This window comes from Streptomyces sp. NPDC021080 (genome assembly GCF_044333225.1).
Taxonomy (GTDB): Bacteria; Actinomycetota; Actinomycetes; order Streptomycetales; family Streptomycetaceae; genus Streptomyces.
The window spans coordinates 69,507-91,955 of record NZ_JBIRQM010000024.1 but is presented as its reverse complement, the minus strand read 5'-3'; the positions used below and the strand labels follow the sequence as shown (position 1 = coordinate 91,955).

Below are 22,449 nucleotides of genomic sequence, written 5' to 3'. Positions count from 1 at the left end.
GGCTCGGCCACCCGGAGCGCCGTTGGATGTCTACTGGTGTAAACCGTCGGTCTCAACCGCCTGCCACGGGCCTGGAGCCGATGGCTGCGCAGGCTGCTTCCTTCGTGGGGTAGCCGTCCGCCGGGTAGATCACCGGCCCGCCCAGTTCCCCATGGCCGTCGGTGGCGGAGGACTTGCCGCTGTCGGGCTGGGCGTTGGGGAAATAGCAGGCCGCGAACCGGGTCGGCTTGGGAGTGTGTGGCACTGTGCCCTGCATGGGCCGGTTCCACATCCGGTCCCAGGCCGCCGAGCAGGAACGCGCAGCGTCCTGCGGATCGAAATCCTTCACGGCTTTGAGCGGCAACTGGCTCAGGTCCGCCTCGGGCGACAGCGTGCGAGCGCACATGACATTGCTCCCGTCCTCGCCCCATGGCCCCAATGTGGCCACGGCGGCCGTGGTGGCACCCCCGAGGAGGACGGCCGTGACCGCACCTACCATCAGCAGGTGCCGGCGCCTCCCGGAACCGGCCGTGCTCTGCGGCTGTTCGGTACGTCGCAGGATCTCCCGCAGGACGGCCTGGCCGTGCTCGGACACCGCCCAGGAGCCGTTGGTGTCGTCGGTGGGGCGCAAGGCGTGGATGGCGTCGAGGTCGGACGCCTGGCCGCGCTTGCTGACGGTCTGCTTCATGCTGACTCCCGTTGGGTGAAGTGGGCCTGGGCAAGAGCGCCATGGACCGGCTGTGCATGGTCTGGACGGGGCAGCGCTGCCCTGAACCTTTTGCGCGCCCGGTGCAGGCGCACGGCGAAGGCGGTGGCCGTGCAACCCATGACCACGGCCGCCTGCTTGGCCGTCAGGCCGTACCAGGCACTCAGCACGAGTACCTCCCGATCCTGTTCGGAAAGCGCCCACAGCGCAGCGGCCACCTCGGCCCGTGTCCCTATCGCGTCCCCGATCTCCGCGGCCCCCGTCCGGTCGGCCATCACCGCCAAGCGCTCGGTCAGCGCACGGTGCCGCTGGTCGGACCGCACGCGGTTGGCGAGCAGCCGCCGGGCCGAGGCGAGCAGCCACGGCAGGGCATCGTCGGGTACCGCCCCGGACTTGCGCCAGGCCAGCACGAAGGTCTCCGACAGGATGTCCTGTGCCGTCTCCCGGTCCGTACGGTGCAGCAGATACGCCAGGACCCGATCAGCATGAGCCGTATAGAGAGCCTCCAGGGCCCGGTGCCCGGCCGGGTCACCGTACTCCCCGGCGGTTGTTCGTCGTCGTCTCACAGCACCTCCATGTTCCGCCCGTCAACGCCCGTCAACGGCTGTCAACCAGGAGATGTACGGCCGGGCCGGATTTCTTACAGCCCCGGGCGGATTCAGGCTCGGATCATGTCGGCAGGCGCGACACGGAGCATGAGCCTGTCGTGGGTCACACTCCGCGGGAGTCGCCCCTGCGCGATCGCCGCCTGCTCCGGAAGAAGGGGCTCGCCGCACTCGCCCACCACCTCCCCCCCCCCCCACGGCCCGGCTTGATCGACGACCACTGCTCGTCCGGCAAGCCATTCGGATATGTCTTGTGTTCGCTCACCGGATCACATCACCAGGGCAGCGTCCGCCGACAGGCGGATACCGCTCCACGGCCACGCCGTCAGGCGACAGCAGGCCCTCTCGAAGACTCACTGACCGCCCACTGAGAGGGCTGCCGTTGTTCGTCGTGGTCACCCGGCTGACATGACCGACCGTCAGGCTGCGAAAGACGGAGGGCTGTGGGCAGCCTGAAGGACACCAGCGGGTTCGTCGTCCTTTCCCGTAGCTGGTCGTGGAACGCTCTCCTGGTCCCGTCAGTTCTGTGCGTCACTGCGATCCTGCGGCCACCAGCGTTGCGGTGATGGGTTCGAGCTCGGTGACCAGCTCGTCGAGTTCGGTGGGAGGCAGGGCCTGGTAGGGCGGGGCGGCGAGTTCGTCGGTCAGGGCCTCGATGCGGTGCTTGGTTTCGCGGCCGGCGTCGGTGAACCGGCCCTCGCTGTCGACGAGCCCGCGCTCGCGCAGGCCGTCCATGACCGCGGCCAGCCGCTTCGTGGGCAGGTGCTGGATGCGCCCGAACGACTCCGGTGGATGGATTCCCTGTGCCAGCGCGGAGAGCACGTGGGCCTCCGTGCCGCCGATGCGTGCGCCGACGAGAGCGGCGACGTGTCCGTCCCCGCGGTGCTCGCGCAGCATGGTCGCGCAATGCCACAGCCGGGCAACTGGGTCGCTCGGCACCGCCAGGGTGCGCATCCCGGCGTACATCACCCGGCCTTGTGTGGGGGCGCTCGTCGCGGCCTTGGCTGTCAGGTCGGCGGCACGTGCCAAGCCCGGGGAGCCGGCCAGCTCGTCGCCGAGGATCCGCCGTAGGGAGGCCGTGCTGCCCCGCTCCCGCGCGGCGACGGAGGCCTCGGGCGGGATTGTCTCCCACGCGCTCGGGATGTGCCGTGCGGCTTCCCCGTCGGCGAAGTTGTAGAAGGCAGCGTGCACGACCTGCGCCGGTACACGCCCCAGCGGTGCGGCGCGGCTGGCGAAGTAGCCGTCCCAGTAGGTGCGGTGGCCGAGTGCGGCCAGCTCCTCGTTGCACTCGTCGGCGAAGTAGGTCACGAGGCAGATCGGCTCCAAGAGCTCGAACATGCGACGGGCGATGTGAGTCGTCGGATGCGCCTTGCCCATCGGGCTCTCCATTCGTTGCGTTGTGCCGGATTGGACCATCCGGCACAACGAAATTCATCGGTGAGCGGGTACCGGCCGTCTTCTGCCGGTCAGGTTTGCCCAGCTCGCGGCGGTTTCCCGGATCCTTTGCTCGCAGCTCCTCCGCCACCACCCCCCATCGGCATGGGCTGCCGCGTCTGCGAACGCCTCGACTGCTCCCAGCGCGCCGCGCCGCCGCTGGGCCATCCCCTGCGGATCGCCCAGAACACGAGCACGTTCGTGCCGTCCCCTGGGAGCTCTCCCAGAACCCGGGGGCCGGCCGCCGCGTCCGGGCCGATCGCATTGCCGCTGTCCGCAACCCGTTCGGCGCGCGCCCGTCCCGGCCCCAGGACCGCGGACGACTTCTCGCCTGACTCCGTTCACTTGGACCGGCTACTCGACCGCCTTGCCGAGACACCCACTCCGGCCGGCCCGACACCACGCGAACTGGACACGGCCCGCCTTTTGCCGCTCGTCGACATCCGACACGGCGGGACGGGTTGCCCATCGCACTGATATCGGGGTGCGCACAGGCGCGGGAGAGTGCCACAGTCACCGCCGTGACCTTGATGAACGTGCTCGTCGACTTCGCCCGAACCGGCCGGATCGGGCCGCTTCACTGCGGTATGCCCCTGACCGTGGCCGAGGATCTCCTCGGCCACGGGCGCCCCCACCCGGCCATCCTCATGAAGGGCCCCGACATCGACGGCTATCCCTATGCGTGGGGAGGCCTTCGACTGGTCGTCACCCAGAGGGCCGTCAGCGGCATCTGGATCAACCTCTGGCCCGGATCAACGGTGAGTCTCCCGCCACTCGTCCTGCCTGATGCCGAGTCGTTCGAGGCCACTGTGCTCCGCGAGGAACTGATCACGGCCCTCGACACCGCAGGCTGCCACAACGAGGTCAACCCCGTCCTCACCTTCGGCGAGCAGTCGAGCATCCTCACCCGGCCCGCCGAGGTCTGCGCTGTCTTCAGCCGGCCCGGCCGGGACCACCATGTTCCGCACCGCGATCGGCACTACCTCGACGTGATGCACAAGCACACGGCTTGACATCGCTGATTCCACCTTGCTTTCGGGTAGGGTGCCCGGTCCTTCAGGGCCGGGGTGAATGCCCGCTCCCGCGGAGCGGGTCGGGGGAAGCCGAATCGCCGCCAGGGCGGTTCGGTGTCTCGGGCGAGACGGTGGTGAGGCCGCCTTGAGCGGGTGCGGCAGCTCGGAGTCGACGGTGGCCGACGATCATCCGACAGCAAGGTCATGGCGCGGGACAGTTGCGCGATCATGTCCGCGTCCAGGGCATTGGCCTTCTCCGGCCGGTTGAGCGCGATGCGCAGCACAGGACCGTCCTGCTCGATCACCACTTTCGCGGTGGGGGTGCTCTCGCGGACCGTTGCCGGCTGTGTGGGTGTCATGGCTTCACCGTAGGAAGCGCGGGGCGGGAGAAAGCGACATGCGCGGGGGAGTCTGCGACAACCCTGCTCTTGGCGTATGAGGTGCGCCGAGGCCCGGATTGGTATCCGGTGTCGGCGGAGCCGTTTTGGAGCAGGTGCGCGGCGTTCTCGGGCATCGCGTACTGCGACGCCACCATGATGCCGAGGCTGCGTTCACTCCTGTGTAGCGCTGCCGCGACGTGCAGTCCTTCGTCGGTGAAGGTGGGCGGCATCCGGATGTCCAGGATGACGGCGTCTGGGCGTGCTGCGGCAACTCCAGAGGGCCTGCTCGGGCCGCGTGAGCAGGTCGATGACTTCGTGGCCCTCGGACTCGAGGAGGCGGCGCAGACCTCCCGGACGACAGCGGGGTCGTCGACATCGGTCACCCGCACGGCAGTTCGGTCCGCAGGCGGGTGCCGCCACCTGGTGGTGAGTCGATCCACAGCCGGCCCCCGACGGCCTCGATCCGGTCCTTCACACCCTGTAGGCCGGACCCGGATGCCGGGCAGGCCCCGCCCGGCCCGTTGTCGCTGATTTCGATGCGCAGCAGTCCTTCCCGCTGGACAGCCTCGATGCGCGCTCCGGCGTCGTTGGCGTGTTTGACGACGTTCTGCAGTGCCTCGCTGACCACGTAGTACGCGGCTGCCTCGATGACCGGGTCGAGGCGTCGGCCCAGTTGGAGGTCGAGGACGACCGGGACCTTGGCCCGGCGGGCGAGTCCTGACAGGGCCGGTGCCAGGCCCTGGTCGGTGAGGACGGCGGGCCGGATGCCGCGTGCGAGCTCCCGGAGTTCCCCGATGGCCGCCCGCAGCTCGTTCTCCAACTCGTCCACCAGAGCACGGTCGTCGGTGGCTGGCAGCCTGCCTCGAAGCGTTGCCAGGGCCAGGCCCAGTCCCAGCAGTCGTTGCTGGGCACCGTCGTGGAGATCCCGTTCGAGCCGCCGTCGTTCGGTGTCTGCCGCGGCGGCAATGCGCTGGCGCGACGCGCGGACCTCCTGGAGTTGGGCCCGTACCTCGGCGTGCAGCCGAGCGTTCTCCAGGGCCAGGCGGGCGGCGGTGGCTGCGGCATGGAGGAGTTGGCGGGAGTCGGCGAGTTCTGGGTCGTGGACGAGCACCGCTGTAGGTGGGTCGCCGAGCGGGGTCAGTGTCCGGCTCGCATCGTCTGGAGGGCTGTACCGTCGACCGGCCACGTCCAGCCAGCCGTCTGCCGTCGGGAAGACCACCCTCAGACCCGGATCCCGCAGGGTCTTGGCGAGCCCGGCTTCCACACGATCCGCGCCCACGTGCTGGAGTTCGCCGACCAGGTCACCGACCGAGGCGAAGGCCAGTCGCTCCCTCAGAAGTCCTACGAAGAAGGCTACTGGCACGGTGACCACCGCACCCCAGAGAGCCGCTGAAGCGAACCACCTGGGGACGGCCGTACCTCCTTGCCCGGCATAGTTGGCGACCAGCCCAGCCTCGCTCACGCCGAAGAAGAGCACGGTGAGTGAACCCGACAGCGCAGTGATGCCGAGCGCGCGGCGCCGCCGCGGACCGGAGATCGCCACACGGCGCAGTAGGAGGAGGACAGCGATGACGCCGAGCACACTCCACAAGCCCATCAGGACAGCCCTGATGCGGAGGTAGAGGCCGGGGTCAGCGACCAACTGCACTGGGCTCGGGCCGCACCAGTCGGCACAGACGGGTACCGGTGTCTTGGTCACCAGCCCCAGCACGCTCCCCACTGCAGCGAGACCGAAGGCCGCGACGACCAGCCGCCGTTCCCTCCTGTCGGCCAGCCGGCCGGACGGGTATGCGAGGAGGAGGTGTCCCATGATCGCCAGCTGTACCCAGGACGCCGGCGATCCGAGCAGCACGATCACCTCCCGACCGGGCAGGCTCCGCGGGAGCATCAGCCCGTCGTCGTTGAGGTCGCTGATGAGCGCGACGGTACCCATTGCGTACATCCACGGGCCGGTTCTGCTGCCCGGTCGTAGACGCCACGCGGCAAGTCCCGACGCCATGTAGCAACTCTCCACCGACGTCCCGGAGACGACCTCGAGCCATGGCGCCTCGCCGAAGGTCAACCCGAGCCACAGCTTGAGGCTGACCAGTCCAGCGCCTGCGATCACCAGCAGCACGAGCGTGCGGCGTTGGGGCACGCCAGTGTTCGCAGCCATAAGACGATCGTGGCCGTGTGTGACAGCACGTTCACGTTTTTCGTGAGAAGAACTCGTGGAAACCCGTGATGTGTACTAAGGCACCACCCGCACATCATTGATGGGACGCAGGAACCGATCGATCCAGCCCCAAGCCCCGGGGCGACGCTCAGGAATTCTCCGGCGAACTGACCTGCAGGAGCCCTTGACCTGCTCGGACATTGTTCGACCAACCATCGGACGCTGGATTTCTGCCCTGCACCGATATCAGGCACGCGGTGGCAAACGAGTCCACTCGGCGGCGAAGTCAACCGCGCCCTCAGACCAAGCCACAGGAGAGCATCATGAACCGCTTCCGCCGTCGCAACGCCCTTGTCCCTGTGCTCCTCGCAGCGCTGGCGAGCATCGCCCTTTCCACTTCGCACGCCAACGCCGCTGACCTGAGCGAATGCCAGGACCAGGCGAACTCGTCCTGCCTCGTTCTGGGCTTCACGACCGGAGGGGACGACCTGCGCGGAGGCAACGACAACTTGAACGTCACCGTCTCCTTGCGGGGAGTGTCAGTCACAGTTCCCAACGTCAACAAAGGCGGAAACTGGGGCAACGGCAGCTTCCACCAGGTGGGGATCGACCTGAAGCGTCGGTTCGGCCACCAGGTGATGCCCAACGAGATCAGCGGCGTCACGCTGCACACCACGTTCGGCGGTGGCATCGGAGGAGACAACTGGAACCTCCAGAGCATGTCTGCCACCGCCCAGCTTCAGGACGTGCTCCGGAACTACCACGTCACCGGTCTCGCCTACCGCTTCGGGAACCCTCTCTTCCGATTCACCGGGGAGCGCAAGGACCTCACCATCAACTGGTGAGCCAGGGGCGAGTCAAGCCGTCGGCACAGTGCTGTCCTCGATGGCCACCGTGAGCACGGGTGCTCTCCCAGCCGACGCTGCAGGGCCGGCCTTGCCGGTCGATCGGCTCACCGGGGAAAGCGCGCCGCTGTCCGCCGGGCGCTCAGGGAGAATCCCGCCTCGACGCCGACTGGCTCACCGGTTCAGACCTGCGATGTGAGGCAGCACTGCGCGAGAGGGCTCCACGAAATCGTCGGACGGTCGCTGGGACTCGGCCGTTTCCTGTCCGGTCCGCGCCGAGTTGCGCGGGCCGGACAGGAAACGGTCAGATCAGTTCAGGGTCGGAGACTGCTGATGGTGGGGTCCGTACCGTCATCGGCCCTTCCGAGATTTTCGTAAGCATTGATCGGCGACATCACGGTCAGTTGAGGAGGAGCAATGATCAAGCGTTGTGGTGAGCTGATTTCAGCTCTCGCTGCGGTGGTTGAGGCTGGTCCTGGCGGTCTGGCGGATCCGCTTGGTGCGGCCGGCTTCGGCGAGGATTGCGATGGCCTTGGTGTTCGTCCCGCCGGCGGTCGTGAGCTGGAGCCAGTTGGATGCCCCGAGCAGGTCGTCCGGCTGCCAGGGCAGCTTGAGCGTGACGGCGCGGAAGAGTGACCACTCCCGCAGGCGTTGAGCCAGGAAGGGGCGGTCGATCGTGGCCTGGGTCATCGCCTGCGCCCACCCCTCGTAGGCGAGATGGGGGAAGAGGTCGGCGGCTCGACGGTCCAGGTGCCGCAGCACGGCGGACTGGGCCATCGTCTGGTCCGGATCGGTGAGTACGCGGCTGATCAGGTCGACCTCATTCGCGTCGGTGACCTGCCGCAGCTTGTCGAGGTAGGCCGCGAAGCGGACGTGCTCGTCCGGGTTCTGCAGGATGTCATGAAGGTTCATTCGGTCTGCTCCTCGCGCTCCACCAGGACGCCGTTCTCGAACCGTGCGCCGGCACGGACCAGGGGCACCAGGTGGGCTCCGGTGATCGCGTGCCATCGTGCCTGGGGTGCGAGGCTTGACCGTGGAGAACGTCGATTGATCGGGTTCATGGTCCGCAAGTGAATCCAGTGTTCGGTGGGAAAGCCGTGGAACGTGAGCGGCTCCTCCTGGTCGTCGGTGATTTTCGCGACGGCCTTGGGGACTTCGCGCCGTAGGTCTTCGTGAACATCGCGATCGCCTTCTCGGCGTGGTCTCGGTCCTCGGCGTTGTAGCTTTCCTGCATCGTCTTTGTCGCGCCAGGGTGCGCGGACTTCGGCGGGCAGTTGTTGCCGTTGCGGGCCTTGTGGAACCAGCATTCCTGCGGCCGTGCGGCGGGGAACACCTCGGCAAGCGCCCGCCATGGGTCCAGCCGGTGATACCGCGTCTACTGGCAGCCGTCGAGGTAGGCCAGCACTGCCAGAACTCTGCGGTTTCCGACTGCTTCGGCCGGCAGGTCCAATTTCTGGAAGATGTGCCGTACGTGAGTGCCGACCGTGTGCACCGAGACTACGAGTCGTTCGGCGATCCCCTTGTCCGACAGACCCTCAGCCATCAGCTTCAGCACTTCCAACTCCCTCTCGGTGAGCAGGGCGATCGCGCCGAGCCGGCTGGGCGCGGCCATGAGCTCGCCGACGACGTCGGGGTCGATGACCGTGCCGCCCTGGACGAGGCGCTGCAGTGCCTGACTGAGCTGCAACGGGACGAGAATGCGGTCCTTGAGGAGGTAACCGGTCCCTGCGGCGCCCTGTTTCAGCAGGAGGGCCGCGTACTCGGGAATTCCGTACTGCGACAGCACGAGGATGGCAAGGCTCGGCATCATGGTGCGCAGGGTCGAGGCGACCTGCAGTCCTTCATCGGTGAAGGTGGGAGGCATACGGATGTCCAGGACCACGGCGTCGGGCTGCTCGGCCGTGACCGCTGCGGCGACGTGCTCTGGTCGCGAGAGCGAGCCGACGACCTCGTGACCTTCGGACAGCAGGAGACGGTTCAGGCCTTCTCGGACGATGATGGAGTCGTCGACGACAGTCACGCGCATGGCAGCTCCGTTCGTAGATGTGTGCCGCCACCTGGCGGCGAGTTGATCGACAACCGACCTCCCACGGCCTCGACCCGGTCGACCAGTCCCTGAAGTCCGGAGCCGGGTGCCGCACGGGCCCCGCCGGGGCCGTCGTCACTGATCTCGATGACCAGCAGGTCTTCTCGCTGGACGGCCTGGATTCGGGTGCGGGCGGTGGGGGAGTGCTTGACGATGTTTTGCAGGGCCTCGCTGACGACGTAGTACGCGGCTGCTTCGATCACAGGGGCGGGCCGTGGGCCGAGCCGGAGTTCGAGAGTGACGGGGACAGCGGCCCGCCGGGCGAGCCCCGACAAGGCCGGTGCGAGGCCCTGGTCGGTGAGGACCGCCGGACGGATGCCCCGTGCGAGCTCCCGCAGTTCGCCGATGACCGCGCGCAGCTCCGCTTCCAGTCTGTCCACCTGTTCACGGTCGTCGGTGGAAGGCAGCCTGCTGCGAAGTGCCGCAAGGGCCATCCCCAGGCCGAGCAGTCGTTGCTGGGCTCCATCGTGCAGATCCCGCTCAAGCCGCCTCCGCTCGGTGTCGGCGGCGGCGGCGAGACGCTGCCGTGACGCGCGGACCTCGCTGAGCTGGGCGCGTACCTCGGCGTGGAGCCGGGCGTTGTCCAGGGCCAGATGGGCAGCGGAGGCCGCGGCGTGGAGCAGCGGTTTGTCCTCGGTGAGTTCCGGGTCGTGGACGAGCGCTGCCGTGGGAGGGGTGCCGATCGGTGTGAGCGTCCGGCCCGCGTCGCGGGCCGGATGGTACGGCCGTCCGGCGATGTCCAGCCACTGGCCTGAGTTGGGGAACACCACTCGCAGACATGGGTCCTTCAGGGTTTCTGCCAGGCCTGCTTCCACGGTGTGTGCGTCGACATGCTGGAGCCTGGCGACCAGGATGCCGACCGAGGCGAAGGCCAGCCGCTCTCTGAGCAGTCCCACGAAGAAGGCCACCGGCACTGTGACCACTGCTGCCCAGACCGTCGACAGAGAGGACCACGCCGAGACGGCGGTGCTCGCCTGTCTGGCGTAGACGGCAACGACACCGACCTGGCTCACAATGAACAGTGCCGCCGCCAGCGACCCCATCATGGCGGTGAGTGCCAGGGCACGCCGCCGTCTGGGGCCGGCTCCGATCGTGCGACGAGCCAGCTGGACGACGGCGGCGAGGGCCAGGACGATCCACGAACCGATCAGGAACGTTCTGATCCGCAGGTAGAGGCCGGGCTCTGCCACGAGCTGCACGGGGCTCGGGCCGCACCAGTCGGCGCAGATCGGTACGGGTGTCTTCGTGACCAGCACGAGAACACTCCCGACGGCTGCCAGGACGAAGGCGGAGGTGGCCAGGCGCCGGTCCGTTCTGTCGGTCAGTCGGCCGGAGGGGTACGCGAGGACGAGGTGGCCCATGATGGCGAGCTGGACCCAGGAGGCCGGAGAGCCGAACAGCGTGATCAGCTCTCGGCCCGGCAGAGTACTGGGGAGCATCAGGCCGTCATTGAGGTCGGAGACAAACATGGCGGTGCCCATGGCGTACATCCAGGGACCTGTTCTGCTGCGCGGCCTCAGACGCCAAGCGGAAAGCCCTGCCGCCAAGTAGCAGGTGCTGACGACCGTTTCGGACACGATCGCGGACCAGGGCGCTTCACCGAAGGTCTGTCCGAGCCACACGCTGAGGACCACCAGCGCCACACCTGGGATTGCCAGCAGGACAAGTACGCGTAGGGACGGCGCTGCGCCGCTGTCTGCAGCCATGAGGCGATCGTCGCAGTCCGTGACGGGTCCATCACGGTTTTCCGTGAGATGTGACCGCGGAAACCGGCGATGTGCGCCTGTGAGCCCCTGGCGCACCATCGAGTGGACGTCGAACAGGTCACACGTGAGACGACGTCAGGATGTCGGCGCAAAAGGAGAGACGGATGAGCTCTGGAACTCGCAGTCGACGGCTCTGCGCCGTCACGGCCATGGCCATGACCGCCGTCGCGGCGCTCGTGGGACTGAACGCGGTCCCGGCGGGCGCGCTGCCGACCGCGGCGGCCGGTCCAGCCGCCGTGTACAGCGGTTACAGGGATCAATTTCAACTGACCACGGCGGCCAACGGACAGGTCGAGGTCGGCAGGCTCAACCTGCCGGCAGGGAGCTACGCCATCTTTGCGAAGCTCAACTTGGCGGTGGCCGGCGGATACAACGAGACGATCCGTTGCTACCTGAAGGCCGGTGGCGACTACGACCGTTCTGTCGCCAACCACGACGGGACCATCGCGGGCGTCCCGATGTCCCTGAACGTGGTCCATGCTTATGCCGCACCCGGGGTCGTGACGCTCACCTGCGGTCACGACGTGGCGAGTGGCAGCACCCCGCTGACCTTCATCAAGATCACCGCTGTCCGGGCGTCCTCACTGTCGAACACGCCCATGAGGCAGACGACGGCGGGCCCCGTCGCCCGCGGCCGGAGCAGGTCACACAACTCGGCGCGATGGGATCTGCCGCTCGCGGGGGAGCATCGCGAGTCCTGATCCCGCATGAGCGCCTGTGCCGGCGTTCCGAACTCGAGCGGCTGGAAGGCGCGTATGACCATTCGCTTTCAATGGTTCGTGCAGGGCAGGCCCCGTACCTACCGCTGGTCAGGGCTCGCTCTTTCGGCTGCCACCGCCGCCTTCGCCGCGACGCTTCACCACATGAGATGACTTCAGGTGTTGATCAGCCAAAGCTCATGCCGAACCGCAACCAAGGATTCTTCACCGCCGAGTTCGGGATCGCTGCGACAGCGTGCCGGGATCGGCCGGAGGAGCCCGAGGCCTCCGGAAACAAGACGGGATGGATTTCACCGCATGAAGGGATGCCATCGCATCAAGGGGGAGAGCGATGCCAGCGGGCGTATACACCCGGAGTGCACGGCCCATGAGGGTCGGCGCCGGGGGTTCACCGAAGTCGCACGAGCCTGTCGAGCGCGGGACCGCACCATGACGCGCCCCCACGGCAGGAAACGACCAGAGGTTGCTCGTTCGTCTCGCATGGGCAGGGCCGAGGGGACACGGTGGGGGACGCCGCGCGGGCGTGAGGGGGAGACACGGTCATGAGGCCGGCTGGACGGATGCAGGGCCAGAGGGTGTGGGGCATGGTCATCGCGGCGTTACTGCTCGTGTCGATGACGGCGGTGCCATGTGGCGCCGCGGCCGGCGGCAGCGCGCGGGAGACGGCCGTCGCCGTCAGGGTGGACGACACACCGGGGCCCACCGCTCCCACGGAGACGCAGCCCGACCCGCAGCCGACGGACACCCGGACGGACTACCCCGAGCCGCATCCTCCCGCCGCCCCCTCGCTCACACCACCCCGCGAACCGGTGGAACAAGGCGAGTCGTTCACCGTGACGGGCTCGGACTTCGACTGCTCCGAGGACGCGGACCTCGCGGGCCCGCTCACCCTGACCGTGCAGGGGCAGGATCCGGTGAACCTGACGGTCGACGGCACAGGAGGCTTCACACAGTCCGTCACCGAGCCGGCGGACGCCGCCGTGGGAACGCACGAGATGACGGCGTACTGCACGGCCGTGGACGACGCGCCCACCGCCGAGGCCGTTTTCGAGGTCGTGGAGCCGACCCGGCCCGCCCCGCAGATCTCCCTGTCACCCGACTCCGGGCACCCCCAGGAAGAACCGACCCTCACCGGCACGGGGTTCCTGTGCGACGAGGGGGCGGGAGTGGACGTCGTCTGGGACGGTGAGCCCGTCGCCGCCGGTACACCCGGGGCGAGCGGCGACTTCACCATCACGCTCTCCGTTCCGTCCGACGCCGAGGAAGGGGAGCACAAGGTGACCGCACGATGCGGGGCTCCCGGAGAAGTGCAGGCTTCGGCGGCCTTCACCGTGAACCCCGTACCCGTCAGCAATCTGACGGAGGACCCCCGCGAGGTCACCATCCACCTGACCGGCTACCCAGGCGCGTGCGCACAGGGCTCCATCGTCATCGGAGGCCGCCGCCTGGACACCTGGCTGGACGCCGACTCCCACGAGGGCGACGCCGGGGCGGGACGCTGGGAGTTCATCGACCTCCACGCCCCTGTCCCGGGCGACATGGCGGGTCGCCGGGACGTGGAATTGGAGTGTGCAGGCAAGAACCGGGAGAAGGCCGGCGAGATCAGCCTGCCGCCGACGGACCAGCTGACGTACTTCGCGCTCCCCACGGGAACCACCGCTCACCCGGAGAAGAAGACAGGGGCGATCACCCCGTCGCCCACAGGCGGCGACACGAATGAAAACGGCGGCGGTGGTTCGCATTCGTCATCGGGGGGCGACACGGGTGGAAACGGCGGAGGCGGTTCGCATTCGTCATCGGGCGGCAGCACAGGCGCAAACGGCCGCGGCACGGGCGGAACACCCGGTAACAACCCGGCACCCGGCCTTGTCGAGGCCCTGCGCACCCCGGCCCACGTCTCGTGGGCGTTGAAGGACCTGGCCGGGTCAGCCGCCATGGCCGCATGGTTCCTGATGCTGGTCCTTCTCCTGGAGAAGGCCTTCCCCAACCAACTGGCCGACAACGCGATAGGCCGCTGGTGGCGGTGCCGGCGGCAGCGGCGACGCCAGCCACGGCAGGCGAGGCTGCCCGGCTGGGCAAGGATGTGTGGTTTCGCGCTTCTCGGCGGCTCTCTCGCCGTTTGGGCCGACGTCAGGACCGGCTGGAGTCCGTCGACCGCGGCCAAGACCGTCGGCGCAGCCGCAGGGATCCTGATGGTCCTGGTGGCGTATGAGAAGACGAAGGAATCCCTGCTCCGCCCACGCGGCATCGGGTTCCGGTCCGAGCTGCGGGTGGTCCCCGCGGGCCTGCTGCTCGCGGCCCTGATGACGGCGATGTCCCGATTCCTGGAGTTCCCGGTGCCCTACGTGTACGGCCTGATCGCCGTCTATCTGGTGCTCGGCACTCCGCGTCCCGGGGCCGGCCAGATGCCGAAGGGCCAGGCGGTCCTGATCGGCGGGATCTGCGTGCTGGCCACCGCGGTACTCGTCTGGGTACTGAGCGCACCTTTGGTCGAGGCCGCCCGGAGAGGGCACGCCCCGCCCGGCAGCCTCCGCTACGTGATTGCCTACACCCTGGGATTGGCGGTGGTTGCTGGAATCGAGGTGGTGGTTTTCGGCCTGCTCCCCCTGTCCGGCATGGACGGGCACGCCCTGAAGCACTGGAACAAGCCCGCCTGGTACGCCCTCTACCTGACCGGCCTGACCTTCTACTTCCACGTCCTGTTGCACAGCCTCCATCCAGGGGTGGGCACCGGTCTCGCGGTCGACGGGGATCTGCGTTGGTGGACCCTCGGGATCGCCACCTGCCTGTTCCTGGCCGCCTGGGCCTTCTCACTGGCCCTGCGGTGGTACGTGGCGCGTTATGAGCGGCAAACCCATTCCTGACACGGCGGCCGCGCGCAAAGCGTCCTATGACGCGCCAGGATGGAGGCTGCGGCCCCGTTCATCGATCAACGGGGACCTTGCTGTCGGCGGTGCTGATGACTCTTCGGAACTGGCTCTGTGCGCAGTTCCGTGAACTCTGTTCAGAAGGATCGGTAGATCCGCTCGGGATCATCGTGAGCCCATCCCGCGTACTCCTCGAAGCCCAGGTTGCCGATGTCCAGGTTGGAGTGGACGTCGTGGACCCCTGCGGGGACGGTACGGAACTCACGGCCGAACTCGGTCAGCTGCTCGTAGTCCTCGTCGTCCAGGCAGTCCTTACGCGTCAGCGTGGTGACCGCCAACAACGCGTGGCTCTGGGCCTCCATGGTTGTCCGGTCGGCGAGGAAGACAACGGCCAGGTTCTCGTCGGCGCGGATCGCATTCAGCACCTCGTCGACAGTCGCTCCTGCCCAGGCTGGGTCGTCTATGAAGTGGACGTGCGCCTCGTACTGCCTGTCCCCCCAGGGCTCCAGCAGTGCCGCCGTCACGACCTGCCAAGCCTGGTCATCACGGTAGTCGGTCCTGGCGACCAGAACGTCCCACTCATTACGGCCGGTGACGGCGGGCAACACTCTCATGGATCCCTCTCCCCGGTGACGGTCGGTGAGCCGTCACCGGCTGTCGATGGCAAGGCGCCTGGCCTCCCGAATGAGCTGTCCGCTCGGTCTGTCAGGTGTCGTACTCGCCTTTCCACGGAGCCGAGAAGCCCAACCGATCCGGATAGAACTCGGCCCAGTCGTGCTCGCCGTCCTCGTCCTCGGCATGGCACTCCGTGATGAGGCCGAAGACCACACCATCGAAGGTGACCTGGAACGGTCGGATCGCGATGTCGCAGTACTCACGATCTGCGAGGCCGGCGAGGACATCGGCCAGCCGGGCTTGCGCGCGGGCAGCCACGGAACGCTCGTCGTACGGCCGCTTCATCTGCTCTGCCCAAGTACCGGCGCACCAGACGTCGGACTCCTGATGGTGCCCGTCGCGGTCGAACGTGTGCAGCACGACGAAGAGCCGCTTCTGCTCCTCCCAGCCGTCCCCCCTCACGAACCCGTCCGGGAACGCATAGGTGACCGAAGCCAGAAACTGGCCGCCGCTGAACCGGCCGATGGTGCTCGTTCGGTAGCCCGGCTCATGGGCGATGGGGATCATCTCAGGGACAGCCATGCCCGCACCTTAAACACCAGGTGAGCCCCACCTCTCACTGGGTCCGGGGACGTGACCCGAGTAGGAGCGCGGGGCCGCGCTGGCCGGCTTCCGTAACCGGTTCAGCAATGAGCACCAGGCGCTCACTGCTGTGGGGCGCTCACCAGTGCCTCGGGGAGATAGGCGGACCGGATGTCCAGCTGCCAGCCGTGGGCCAGACGGGCGAGGGCGATGAGCGTGACGGCCCCCACCGGAAGCAGGCTCCGGGCAGCTGGGTCGGCGCCGATGCTCGCGCGGTGCGCCTCGAGCCGTTCGACAAGGGCCTGCTCGAACGCGGCCCGGTCGTCGTCGAGCAGGACGCGCAACAGCCGCTGGTCCTCCGTCAGCGTCCCGGCCGCATCCAGCTGTTCGGCCGTACGGGCCCGCTCGGCGGCATCCGGCTTGCCCAGCGGCACCGGCCCCGGTACTGCGCCGGGATAGCGCCCTTCGACGACAGTCAGGTAGCCGCACAGGGCGTCCATCTCGGCGAGATCGGCCGGGGCCGACACCGACTCCCGCTTCGAGTACGGAACACCGTCACGGATCTCGGGCGCATAGTCCTCGCGCAGCAGCGGACCGATCACCCGATCCCGGTCCCATATCAGGCCGCTGATCACGGACCACGCGAACGCATCGGTCCACGTACGAGCCGTCGTCGCCGGATGGAGCGGCTCCCACTCCTCCTCGTAGTGAAGCTCCTCGCTGCTGAGAGTCTTCTCCACGAGCGGGAGAGGAACCGAGAAGTCACCATCGGGGAAACATGCCAGGCTCAGCACGCCCAGAGCACACTCCGCAGCCGTGATCGCAGCGGTGCGCGAGTCGGGCGTGCACAGGGCCGGATCGGAGACGGTGCGCGCGGCGATGTGGCCGGTCAGCTCCTCACCGAGTTCCCTGAGCCCCTGCCGCAGCGGCATGTCGCCGTAACGCATCCCGTGCCACCGGCCGAAAGCCCGACCCCACATGTCCTCGAGAGCCTGCTCGATCCGCTCTTCTGCAACGGTGTGACGTACTACGTCTTTGATCGTCATGCCTGCCATCCTGGCAGCGCCCACTGACAGTGCATCCCACTCGAATTGCCGGATCCCCCGCCTGTCCCTGGACGGGACGGCATCTCGGTACATGTTCGCGGCCGTCGATCGGCTCGATGAGCTGGGTCATCACGGTTGAACCGACGCCCTCCAGCCCGAACCCGCTCCGGGTACCCGCCGCGTGCGGGCAAGTGGCCTGATAGCGAGGTGGTGTCGCACTTTCGGGGGCTGGGGTGGGCGGGCTGCGTACCCCTTACTCGACGGATCTGTCCGATCCGGAGTGGGAGATCCTCTGTCCGCTGGTTCCGGCGGTCAAGCCCGGTGGTCGGCCGGCGAAACGCACGCGGCGGGAGATCCTCAACGCGCTGGCGTACTGGCTGCGGGCCGGCTGCGCCTGGAGGCTGCTGCTGCATGACCTGCCGCCGTGGCGGACCGTCTACCACTACTGGCGGCGACGGCAGCAAGAAGGCGTGTGGCAGCGGATGCTGACGGTGCTGCGCGAGCGTGAGCGCGAACCGGTCGACCGCCAGGCACGTTCTTGCTCCCGAACGAGGTCCCGATCATTCGGCCATCTTCGATATCCCCGCCGAGTCGCGCCCGCGGACGTCCTTTCACGTGGGAACTTCCGACTTCCGGCGCGGACTTCTTGAATTCCGTACCAATTTGGTTTGCTGGAAACGCACTTGTGCGGCAGATGGGCAACCTCGCAACCGAGCGGCCGCCAGAGGTGGGGCAGGCGTTCCCCGACCCCGTGAGGTATCGGGCGTGACGTGCCGTCAGTAGGCGGTTCCTGCGGCCCTGTCAAATCCTGCCGCTTTCCTGTCGCGCCGATTTTCGCCGCCCGTTCGGCGCGTACCCTCTCTGCCTTCGCGTGAGAAACAGGGCCACGGCGTAGGGGGACGGCCGGCGTGCGGCGCACGGGTGCGGCGGAGCGGCGAGCACGGCTTGGTTGCGGCATCGGCCCCTCGCAGCAGTGGTGTCGGCCGCATCGTGGGAGGCCGGCGCCGGGGCGTCGGCCGCGAGATCGTGTGCCGCTTCCTGGAGGGGACCGGCACGGACACCGGGCCGGCGGTGTCCCAGGAGGGGCCGGGCGGCTCGCCGCACCGCTGGGCACGGTACGGCCGGGAACCCGGGTGCGGGGCCGCACCCGGCCGGAGGGCGAACTCGCGGGCGGGCCCGTTCGGTGAAAGTGAAATCACTTTCGGTCGCAGGCTGTTGGCCATTTCCGGGCCTGTGCCGCAGAGTTCCGGTTGAGTTCAGCCGACGCTCATTCGGCGCTGATGGCCTGAATTGCCCTGCATCGTGGCGGAGACTTGTGTAGCGGACAAAGATGATGTCCGGCATCGTCCCGGTTCAAGAGGCAGAGTACGGCCGTAATGCCAAGTCTTTGGATACTTCCGGGATTATCACCCGGTGACGTGGGTTGGCTGATCAGCAGCATGGGCTGGGTTTCAGCCCCGGTTCGGTCCGAGGGGGAATGGATGGATGGCCTGAAGTCCGTTTGTACGGCGACCGGATCGTGGGCCTTACCAGGCCCGTACACCGCGTCCTCGACCGGGACGGCCCGGCCTTCGCACGTGCGTGCCTTCGTGCGGGACGGATCGGGTTCGTCGGTTGACCGTCGACGTCCGAGGTCTGTCACCGCCGCGGGGGAGCGGCGGACGGGCCAGCCCGCGTTCTGCGAGCCGACCGTATGACCTTGAGAGAAGAAGGCTTGCGCTTCCAGGTGCTGGGACCGGTCGCGGTGCGTTGTGGGGACTCCCCTGCTCGTCTGCCCAGCACCGTGGCGCGCCGCGTGCTCACCGCGCTGATGCTGTCTCCGGGCGTGGTGCTCAGCACCCCCAGGCTCGCCAAGGCGGTTTGGGGTCCGTGCCGCCCGGCGACCGCCTCGAACCAGGTCCGCAAGGCGGTTGCCCAACTCCGCCAGGCGATACCCGGTGCGGGTGACTATCTGCTGACCGACGGACCGAACTACCGGCTGAACGTCGACGCGACCGAGTCCGACCTGGTGGAGTTCAACCAACGCCGCTTACGGATCCGAAAGCTCATGGAGGGCGGAGCCGGCGAGGTCCAGGTGATCCCGGAACTGCAGACGGCTCTGTCTCTCTTCCGTGGCCAGGTCGCGGCCGATGTCGTCGACGGCGACGAGTTGGAGAACGGTCTGATTCGCGCGGCCGCGCGGGTGGTGGAGGAGCGCCGGCTCGCGGTGCAGAAGGAACTGATCACCCTGCGGTTGCGTTCGGCGCCGCCGGGGCTGGTGATAGGAGACCTTCGGGACCTGGTGGCACAGCACCCGCTCGCGGAGGACCTGCGCGCCCAGTTGATGCTTGCGCTGTCCCTCTCGGGAAGGCAGGCCGATGCGCTCGCTGAGTACGCCGAGATACGCACCCTGCTCCGCGACGAACTGGGCATAGACCCCGATCACTCGCTGGCCCAGGTGCACGAAGCGGTGCTGCGCGGGAACGCGTTCGCCTATTTGAGGACCGGAGCCCCGCCCCGCTCCTACCAGGGGGGCACCGTCACGCAGCATGACGCGGGTAGACAGCACGTGGCACTGCGGGTCCAGAAGGCGGACATCCGTGCCACCTGCACCCTGCCCCACGGGCTGACCGACTTCGTCGGCCGACGGGAAGAGGTGGACACTCTGCTAAGGACCGCCCGGGCGGACTCGCGGGGCTCGGGACCGCTGCTGATCTGCGTCGACGGGATGGGCGGCATCGGTAAGACGGCCCTCGCCCTGCACGCGGCCCACCTGCTGGCCCAGGACTGCCCCGACGGCCAGTTCTACGTCGACCTGCACGGGTTCAGCCCGGGGGCGGAGCCCCGCGAACCCACCGAGGCGCTCCAGGTGCTCCTGCGCTCACTGGGGACCGAGGAGACGCACATTCCGACGGACCTGGACAGCCAGGTGGCCATGTGGCGTGCCCGGCTGGCCGATTCCAGGGTGCTGCTGCTGCTCGACAACGCCGCGAGCGAGGCGCAGATCGTTCCGCTGCTGCCGCCGGGTGACGGTTCCCTCGCCCTGATCACCAGCCGCCGTCGTCTCTACGGTCTCGACGGCACCGAGCCCTGTCCGGTTTCCCGGATGAGCGCGGCCGACTCCCGCAGACTCATCGTGCGGCTGCTCGGAGACGAACTGGAACCCGAGGCGGCCGAACGGCTCATCGCGCACTGCGGCGGACTCCCGCTGGCACTGCGCCTGGCCGCCGCCAAACTGCGCAGCCGCCCCACATGGACCCTGTCCCACCTGGTGGAGCGCCTCGGCGACATGCGCAGGCGCCCCGTCGAACTCCAGGCGGGCGACCGGAGCGTCCGGTCGGTGATCCAGCTCTCCTTCGACGCGTTGACGAAGGCGCAGCACCACGCCCTGTGCGTGCTGGCACTGGTGCCCGACGCGTGCATGGACGCGTACGAGGCGGCCGCCCTGCTCGGCACCAGCCCGCCCGAGGCCGAACTGCTGCTGGAGGGACTGGTCGACGTGAACCTCCTCGAACAGCCCCACGTCGACCGCTACTGCCTGCACGGGCTCGTGGCCGGTGTCACGGTGGGCACGGCGGAGTTCGAGCTGCTCCTGCCCAGCAGTGAGCGGCGCTCCGCGCTCCGTCGGCTGCTCGCCTACCACCTGGCGGTCAGCACCCGGAGCTGCCTTCTGCTCGGCCGACCGGACGACGGGACCGGCGCCGGACACGACGTCGTCCCCTACCTCCCCGAGATCAACAGCCGTAAGGAGGCGACGGAGATCTGCGAGCGGGAGGGACCCGCGATGCTGGCGCTGCTGTGCGGCTCCGGGCACGAGGAGTTCTTCGGGCCGGCCGCACAGCTCGCGCGCAACCTGCGGTTCGTCCTGTCGACGGACGGCTGCCAGGACCTCGACGACGAGGAGAGGGGCGGGGAGTGCGACGGCGGTGCCACCGGTCCGAGAGCGGCCGAAGCGTTCAAGGCGGCGCTGCTCGGTCTTGCCGCCGCTTGCCGCCGTACCGGCCTGCTGAAGCAGGGCGCGGCGCTGACCGCGACGGCGCTGGGTCTGGCCGGACCCTGGGGACCTGGCTGAGGGGAGCCCAGGGCCCGGCCGGGTCGTTTCCCGTCCGCGCGGGCGCGGTACGGCCGCAGGATCAGGGCGAGGACGCCATCCGCGGCCGCGCGGCGGGTTCCAGCCTGACAGGGATGCTGCGGTAGGCACGGAAGGTGACGCTGGGCCGCCGTTCGACGACGCCCGCCGCGGTCGGCGTGGCCGGGGAGTGCGCCAGCCACCGCAGCACCGCGCGCCCCTCCACCTGGGCCAGTGCGGCGCCCAGGCAGTGGTGCACACCGCCGCCGAAGCTCACGTGCGGGTTGGGGGTGCGGGTGATGTCGAGCTGTTCGGGGTCGGCGAACCGAGCCGGGTCGTGGTTGGCGGAACCCAGCAGCAGCACCAGGATGCGGCCCGCGCGCACGGTGCGGCCGTCGATCTCCACCGCTTCCTTCACGTAGCGCGCGGTGGCCTGGATCGGCGCGTCGTAGCGCAGGAACTCCTCGACGGCCGGGACCGCCAGTTCCGGCCGATCGCGCAACAGGGCCAGCTGGGCAGGGTGCTGCAGCAGCGCGGAGAAGGCCGTGGAGATCAGGTTGGTGGTGGTCTCGAAGCCCGCGAAGAACAGGAAGACCACGTTGTCCACCAGGGTCTCCCAGTCGAAGCCGGGACGCGCGGCACGGGTGGCCAGCAGATTGCTGATCAGGTCGTCGGCCGGCTGTCTGGCCCGCTCGTGGACGAGGGCCGAGACGTAGTCGCGCAGCCAGGTCACCGCCTCGTGCGCCGCCGCCCGCTCCTCGGGAGGCACGTACAGGGCGAACGCCTTGGCCAGCTCCACCGCGTGCGGCCGCACCGCGGCCCGGTCCACGTCCGGGATGCCGATCAGCTCGCAGACCACGGTGACCGGCAACGGGAAGGCCAGATCGGCGACCACGTCGAGCACCCCGCCGGCGCCCGCCCGCTCCTGGGCCTCGGCCATCAACCGGTCCACCTGCGTGGCGACGTAGTCCTCCAGCCTGCGCATCAGCCCGGGGCTGAACGAACGCTGCATGATTTCCCGCAGGAAGGTGTGCGCGGGCGGGTCCTGGTCCAGCACGATCCGCTTCAGGAACTCGTTGGCGGGCCCCGCACCGGTGGAGAACTCGTGGTACTCCGGCGGGTACTCGTGCCCGAGCCGACGGTCCTTGAGCAACCGGCTGACATCCTCGTGGTGCGAGACCACCCACTGGCCTGCCGCGCCGCGGGCCAGCCGGCCGGCCGCGCGGAGACCGGCGTACACCCGGTAGGGGTCTGCGACCACGGCGGGATCGCGGGAGTCGAACTTGACGGGCAGCTCTCGCATGCGGCCGACACCTCCTGAGGCTTGCGCGTGGTGTCCGGTGAGCTTGTCAGCTCGGGAGCGGGGACGCGGGAACCTGTCGCCAGTCCTTCATCGCCGCCCGGCACTCCGCACCAGGCCCGCAGACTGGGTGGGCTAGGGCCTGTCGTCACATTCCCGTCTGCCTCGCAACGCCTGGCACGCACTCTCGCCGCACCGGGCGAAAGCCCAAGTACGTCCAGTACGAGGGCTTCCACCCGGCACGCCGAGAGCACGCACCAGACGCCGCGAGGCCGCCCTCCGGGCGACGACGGGAATGTGACG

General features: G+C 68.6%; 17 protein-coding genes and 2 pseudogenes. 7 read left to right on the top strand and 12 right to left on the bottom strand.

Going from position 1 to position 22,449, the window contains the following annotated elements; translation table 11 throughout:
* Positions 1-52 precede the first annotated feature (52 nt).
* The 3 genes from ACH4S8_RS40120 to ACH4S8_RS40110 all read right to left on the bottom strand — a co-directional run bounded on the left by ACH4S8_RS40120 (position 53) and on the right by ACH4S8_RS40110 (position 2,667).
* Positions 53-667 carry a hypothetical protein gene (locus ACH4S8_RS40120; protein ID WP_398403368.1) on the bottom strand — a complete coding sequence of 205 codons (615 nt, stop codon included), beginning with the start codon at positions 665-667 and terminating at the stop codon, positions 53-55.
* A complete protein-coding gene (locus tag ACH4S8_RS40115) occupies positions 664-1,251 on the bottom strand; it encodes an RNA polymerase sigma factor (RefSeq protein ID WP_398403366.1) in 588 nt (195 codons plus the stop codon). Before ACH4S8_RS40115 ends, ACH4S8_RS40120 begins: the two co-directional genes overlap by 4 nt.
* Before the next feature lie 570 nt (positions 1,252-1,821).
* Complete coding sequence (locus ACH4S8_RS40110; RefSeq protein WP_398403364.1) at positions 1,822-2,667, bottom strand: MarR family transcriptional regulator; 846 nt, start codon at positions 2,665-2,667, stop codon at positions 1,822-1,824.
* 153 nt (positions 2,668-2,820) lie between these two features.
* On the opposite strand from ACH4S8_RS40110, the pseudogene ACH4S8_RS40105 reads away from it, so the two are divergent.
* A pseudogene (locus ACH4S8_RS40105) lies at positions 2,821-2,937 on the top strand (short-chain fatty acyl-CoA regulator family protein); the annotation flags it as partial.
* 308 nt (positions 2,938-3,245) lie between these two features.
* Complete coding sequence (locus ACH4S8_RS40100; protein ID WP_398403362.1) at positions 3,246-3,737, top strand: hypothetical protein; 492 nt, start codon at positions 3,246-3,248, stop codon at positions 3,735-3,737.
* Positions 3,738-4,496: 759 nt separating this feature from the next.
* On the opposite strand, the gene ACH4S8_RS40095 is transcribed toward ACH4S8_RS40100, so the two are convergent.
* Positions 4,497-6,272: a sensor histidine kinase gene (locus tag ACH4S8_RS40095; protein ID WP_398403360.1), complete on the bottom strand. Its 1,776-nt coding sequence runs from the start codon at positions 6,270-6,272 to the stop codon at positions 4,497-4,499.
* Positions 6,273-6,595: 323 nt separating this feature from the next.
* Between ACH4S8_RS40095 and ACH4S8_RS40090 the strand changes: the two genes are divergently transcribed.
* Complete coding sequence (locus ACH4S8_RS40090; RefSeq protein ID WP_398403358.1) at positions 6,596-7,117, top strand: hypothetical protein; 522 nt, start codon at positions 6,596-6,598, stop codon at positions 7,115-7,117.
* Between the two features lie 444 nt (positions 7,118-7,561).
* Here ACH4S8_RS40090 and ACH4S8_RS40085 read toward each other — a convergent pair whose 3' ends face one another.
* The 4 genes and pseudogenes from ACH4S8_RS40085 to ACH4S8_RS40070 all read right to left on the bottom strand — a co-directional run bounded on the left by ACH4S8_RS40085 (position 7,562) and on the right by ACH4S8_RS40070 (position 10,909).
* Positions 7,562-8,029, bottom strand: coding sequence for a hypothetical protein (locus ACH4S8_RS40085; protein ID WP_398403356.1), 468 nt, complete (start codon positions 8,027-8,029; stop codon positions 7,562-7,564).
* A pseudogene (locus ACH4S8_RS40080) lies at positions 8,026-8,468 on the bottom strand (transposase); the annotation flags it as partial. The pseudogene ACH4S8_RS40080 and the gene ACH4S8_RS40085, both read right to left, overlap by 4 nt.
* A gap of 24 nt (positions 8,469-8,492) precedes the next feature.
* Entirely contained in the window at positions 8,493-9,143 is a 651-nt protein-coding gene (locus ACH4S8_RS40075) for a response regulator (protein WP_398403354.1), read from the bottom strand.
* Positions 9,134-10,909: a sensor histidine kinase gene (locus ACH4S8_RS40070; RefSeq protein WP_398403352.1), complete on the bottom strand. Its 1,776-nt coding sequence runs from the start codon at positions 10,907-10,909 to the stop codon at positions 9,134-9,136. Before ACH4S8_RS40070 ends, ACH4S8_RS40075 begins: the two co-directional genes overlap by 10 nt.
* A 164-nt stretch (positions 10,910-11,073) precedes the next feature.
* On the opposite strand from ACH4S8_RS40070, the gene ACH4S8_RS40065 reads away from it, so the two are divergent.
* Both ACH4S8_RS40065 and ACH4S8_RS40060 read left to right on the top strand, forming a co-directional pair.
* On the top strand, positions 11,074-11,670 hold the full coding sequence (locus ACH4S8_RS40065; RefSeq protein WP_398403349.1) for a hypothetical protein: 597 nt from the start codon (positions 11,074-11,076) through the stop codon (positions 11,668-11,670).
* Between the two features lie 560 nt (positions 11,671-12,230).
* Positions 12,231-14,552, top strand: a complete 2,322-nt coding sequence (locus ACH4S8_RS40060; RefSeq protein WP_398403347.1) for an FGLLP motif-containing membrane protein — start codon at positions 12,231-12,233, stop codon at positions 14,550-14,552.
* A 140-nt stretch (positions 14,553-14,692) separates the two neighbouring features.
* Here ACH4S8_RS40060 and ACH4S8_RS40055 read toward each other — a convergent pair whose 3' ends face one another.
* The 3 genes from ACH4S8_RS40055 to ACH4S8_RS40045 all read right to left on the bottom strand — a co-directional run bounded on the left by ACH4S8_RS40055 (position 14,693) and on the right by ACH4S8_RS40045 (position 16,798).
* Positions 14,693-15,169 carry a DUF6924 domain-containing protein gene (locus tag ACH4S8_RS40055; RefSeq protein WP_398403345.1) on the bottom strand — a complete coding sequence of 159 codons (477 nt, stop codon included), beginning with the start codon at positions 15,167-15,169 and terminating at the stop codon, positions 14,693-14,695.
* Positions 15,170-15,260: 91 nt separating this feature from the next.
* Positions 15,261-15,752 (bottom strand): hypothetical protein, encoded by a 492-nt coding sequence (locus ACH4S8_RS40050; protein WP_398403343.1) that lies wholly within the window; start codon positions 15,750-15,752, stop codon positions 15,261-15,263.
* A 122-nt stretch (positions 15,753-15,874) separates the two neighbouring features.
* On the bottom strand, positions 15,875-16,798 hold the full coding sequence (locus ACH4S8_RS40045; protein WP_398403341.1) for an immunity 49 family protein: 924 nt from the start codon (positions 16,796-16,798) through the stop codon (positions 15,875-15,877).
* A gap of 233 nt (positions 16,799-17,031) precedes the next feature.
* Here ACH4S8_RS40045 and ACH4S8_RS40040 point away from each other — a divergent pair, with 233 nt between their 5' ends.
* Together ACH4S8_RS40040 and ACH4S8_RS40035 are read left to right on the top strand one after the other, a co-directional pair.
* Positions 17,032-17,448 (top strand): transposase, encoded by a 417-nt coding sequence (locus ACH4S8_RS40040; protein ID WP_398403339.1) that lies wholly within the window; start codon positions 17,032-17,034, stop codon positions 17,446-17,448.
* Between the two features lie 1,049 nt (positions 17,449-18,497).
* Positions 18,498-20,849, top strand: coding sequence for a BTAD domain-containing putative transcriptional regulator (locus tag ACH4S8_RS40035; RefSeq protein ID WP_398403337.1), 2,352 nt, complete (start codon positions 18,498-18,500; stop codon positions 20,847-20,849).
* 61 nt (positions 20,850-20,910) lie between these two features.
* Here the strand turns inward: ACH4S8_RS40035 and ACH4S8_RS40030 are convergent, their stop codons facing one another.
* Positions 20,911-22,149 carry a cytochrome P450 gene (locus tag ACH4S8_RS40030; RefSeq protein WP_398403335.1) on the bottom strand — a complete coding sequence of 413 codons (1,239 nt, stop codon included), beginning with the start codon at positions 22,147-22,149 and terminating at the stop codon, positions 20,911-20,913.
* Positions 22,150-22,449 lie beyond the last annotated feature (300 nt).

Coding starts and splice junctions, on each gene's coding strand:
- ACH4S8_RS40090 (WP_398403358.1), top strand. CDS start 6,596: ATGAACCGCTTCCGCCGTCGCAACGCCCTTGTCCCTGTGCTCCTCGCA.
- ACH4S8_RS40070 (WP_398403352.1), bottom strand. CDS start 10,909: ATGGCTGCAGACAGCGGCGCAGCGCCGTCCCTACGCGTACTTGTCCTG.
- ACH4S8_RS40045 (WP_398403341.1), bottom strand. CDS start 16,798: ATGACGATCAAAGACGTAGTACGTCACACCGTTGCAGAAGAGCGGATC.
- ACH4S8_RS40055 (WP_398403345.1), bottom strand. CDS start 15,169: ATGAGAGTGTTGCCCGCCGTCACCGGCCGTAATGAGTGGGACGTTCTG.
- ACH4S8_RS40030 (WP_398403335.1), bottom strand. CDS start 22,149: ATGCGAGAGCTGCCCGTCAAGTTCGACTCCCGCGATCCCGCCGTGGTC.
- ACH4S8_RS40075 (WP_398403354.1), bottom strand. CDS start 9,143: ATGCGCGTGACTGTCGTCGACGACTCCATCATCGTCCGAGAAGGCCTG.
- ACH4S8_RS40065 (WP_398403349.1), top strand. CDS start 11,074: ATGAGCTCTGGAACTCGCAGTCGACGGCTCTGCGCCGTCACGGCCATG.
- ACH4S8_RS40050 (WP_398403343.1), bottom strand. CDS start 15,752: ATGGCTGTCCCTGAGATGATCCCCATCGCCCATGAGCCGGGCTACCGA.
- ACH4S8_RS40085 (WP_398403356.1), bottom strand. CDS start 8,029: ATGAACCTTCATGACATCCTGCAGAACCCGGACGAGCACGTCCGCTTC.
- ACH4S8_RS40110 (WP_398403364.1), bottom strand. CDS start 2,667: ATGGGCAAGGCGCATCCGACGACTCACATCGCCCGTCGCATGTTCGAG.
- ACH4S8_RS40095 (WP_398403360.1), bottom strand. CDS start 6,272: ATGGCTGCGAACACTGGCGTGCCCCAACGCCGCACGCTCGTGCTGCTG.
- ACH4S8_RS40060 (WP_398403347.1), top strand. CDS start 12,231: ATGAGGCCGGCTGGACGGATGCAGGGCCAGAGGGTGTGGGGCATGGTC.
- ACH4S8_RS40120 (WP_398403368.1), bottom strand. CDS start 667: ATGAAGCAGACCGTCAGCAAGCGCGGCCAGGCGTCCGACCTCGACGCC.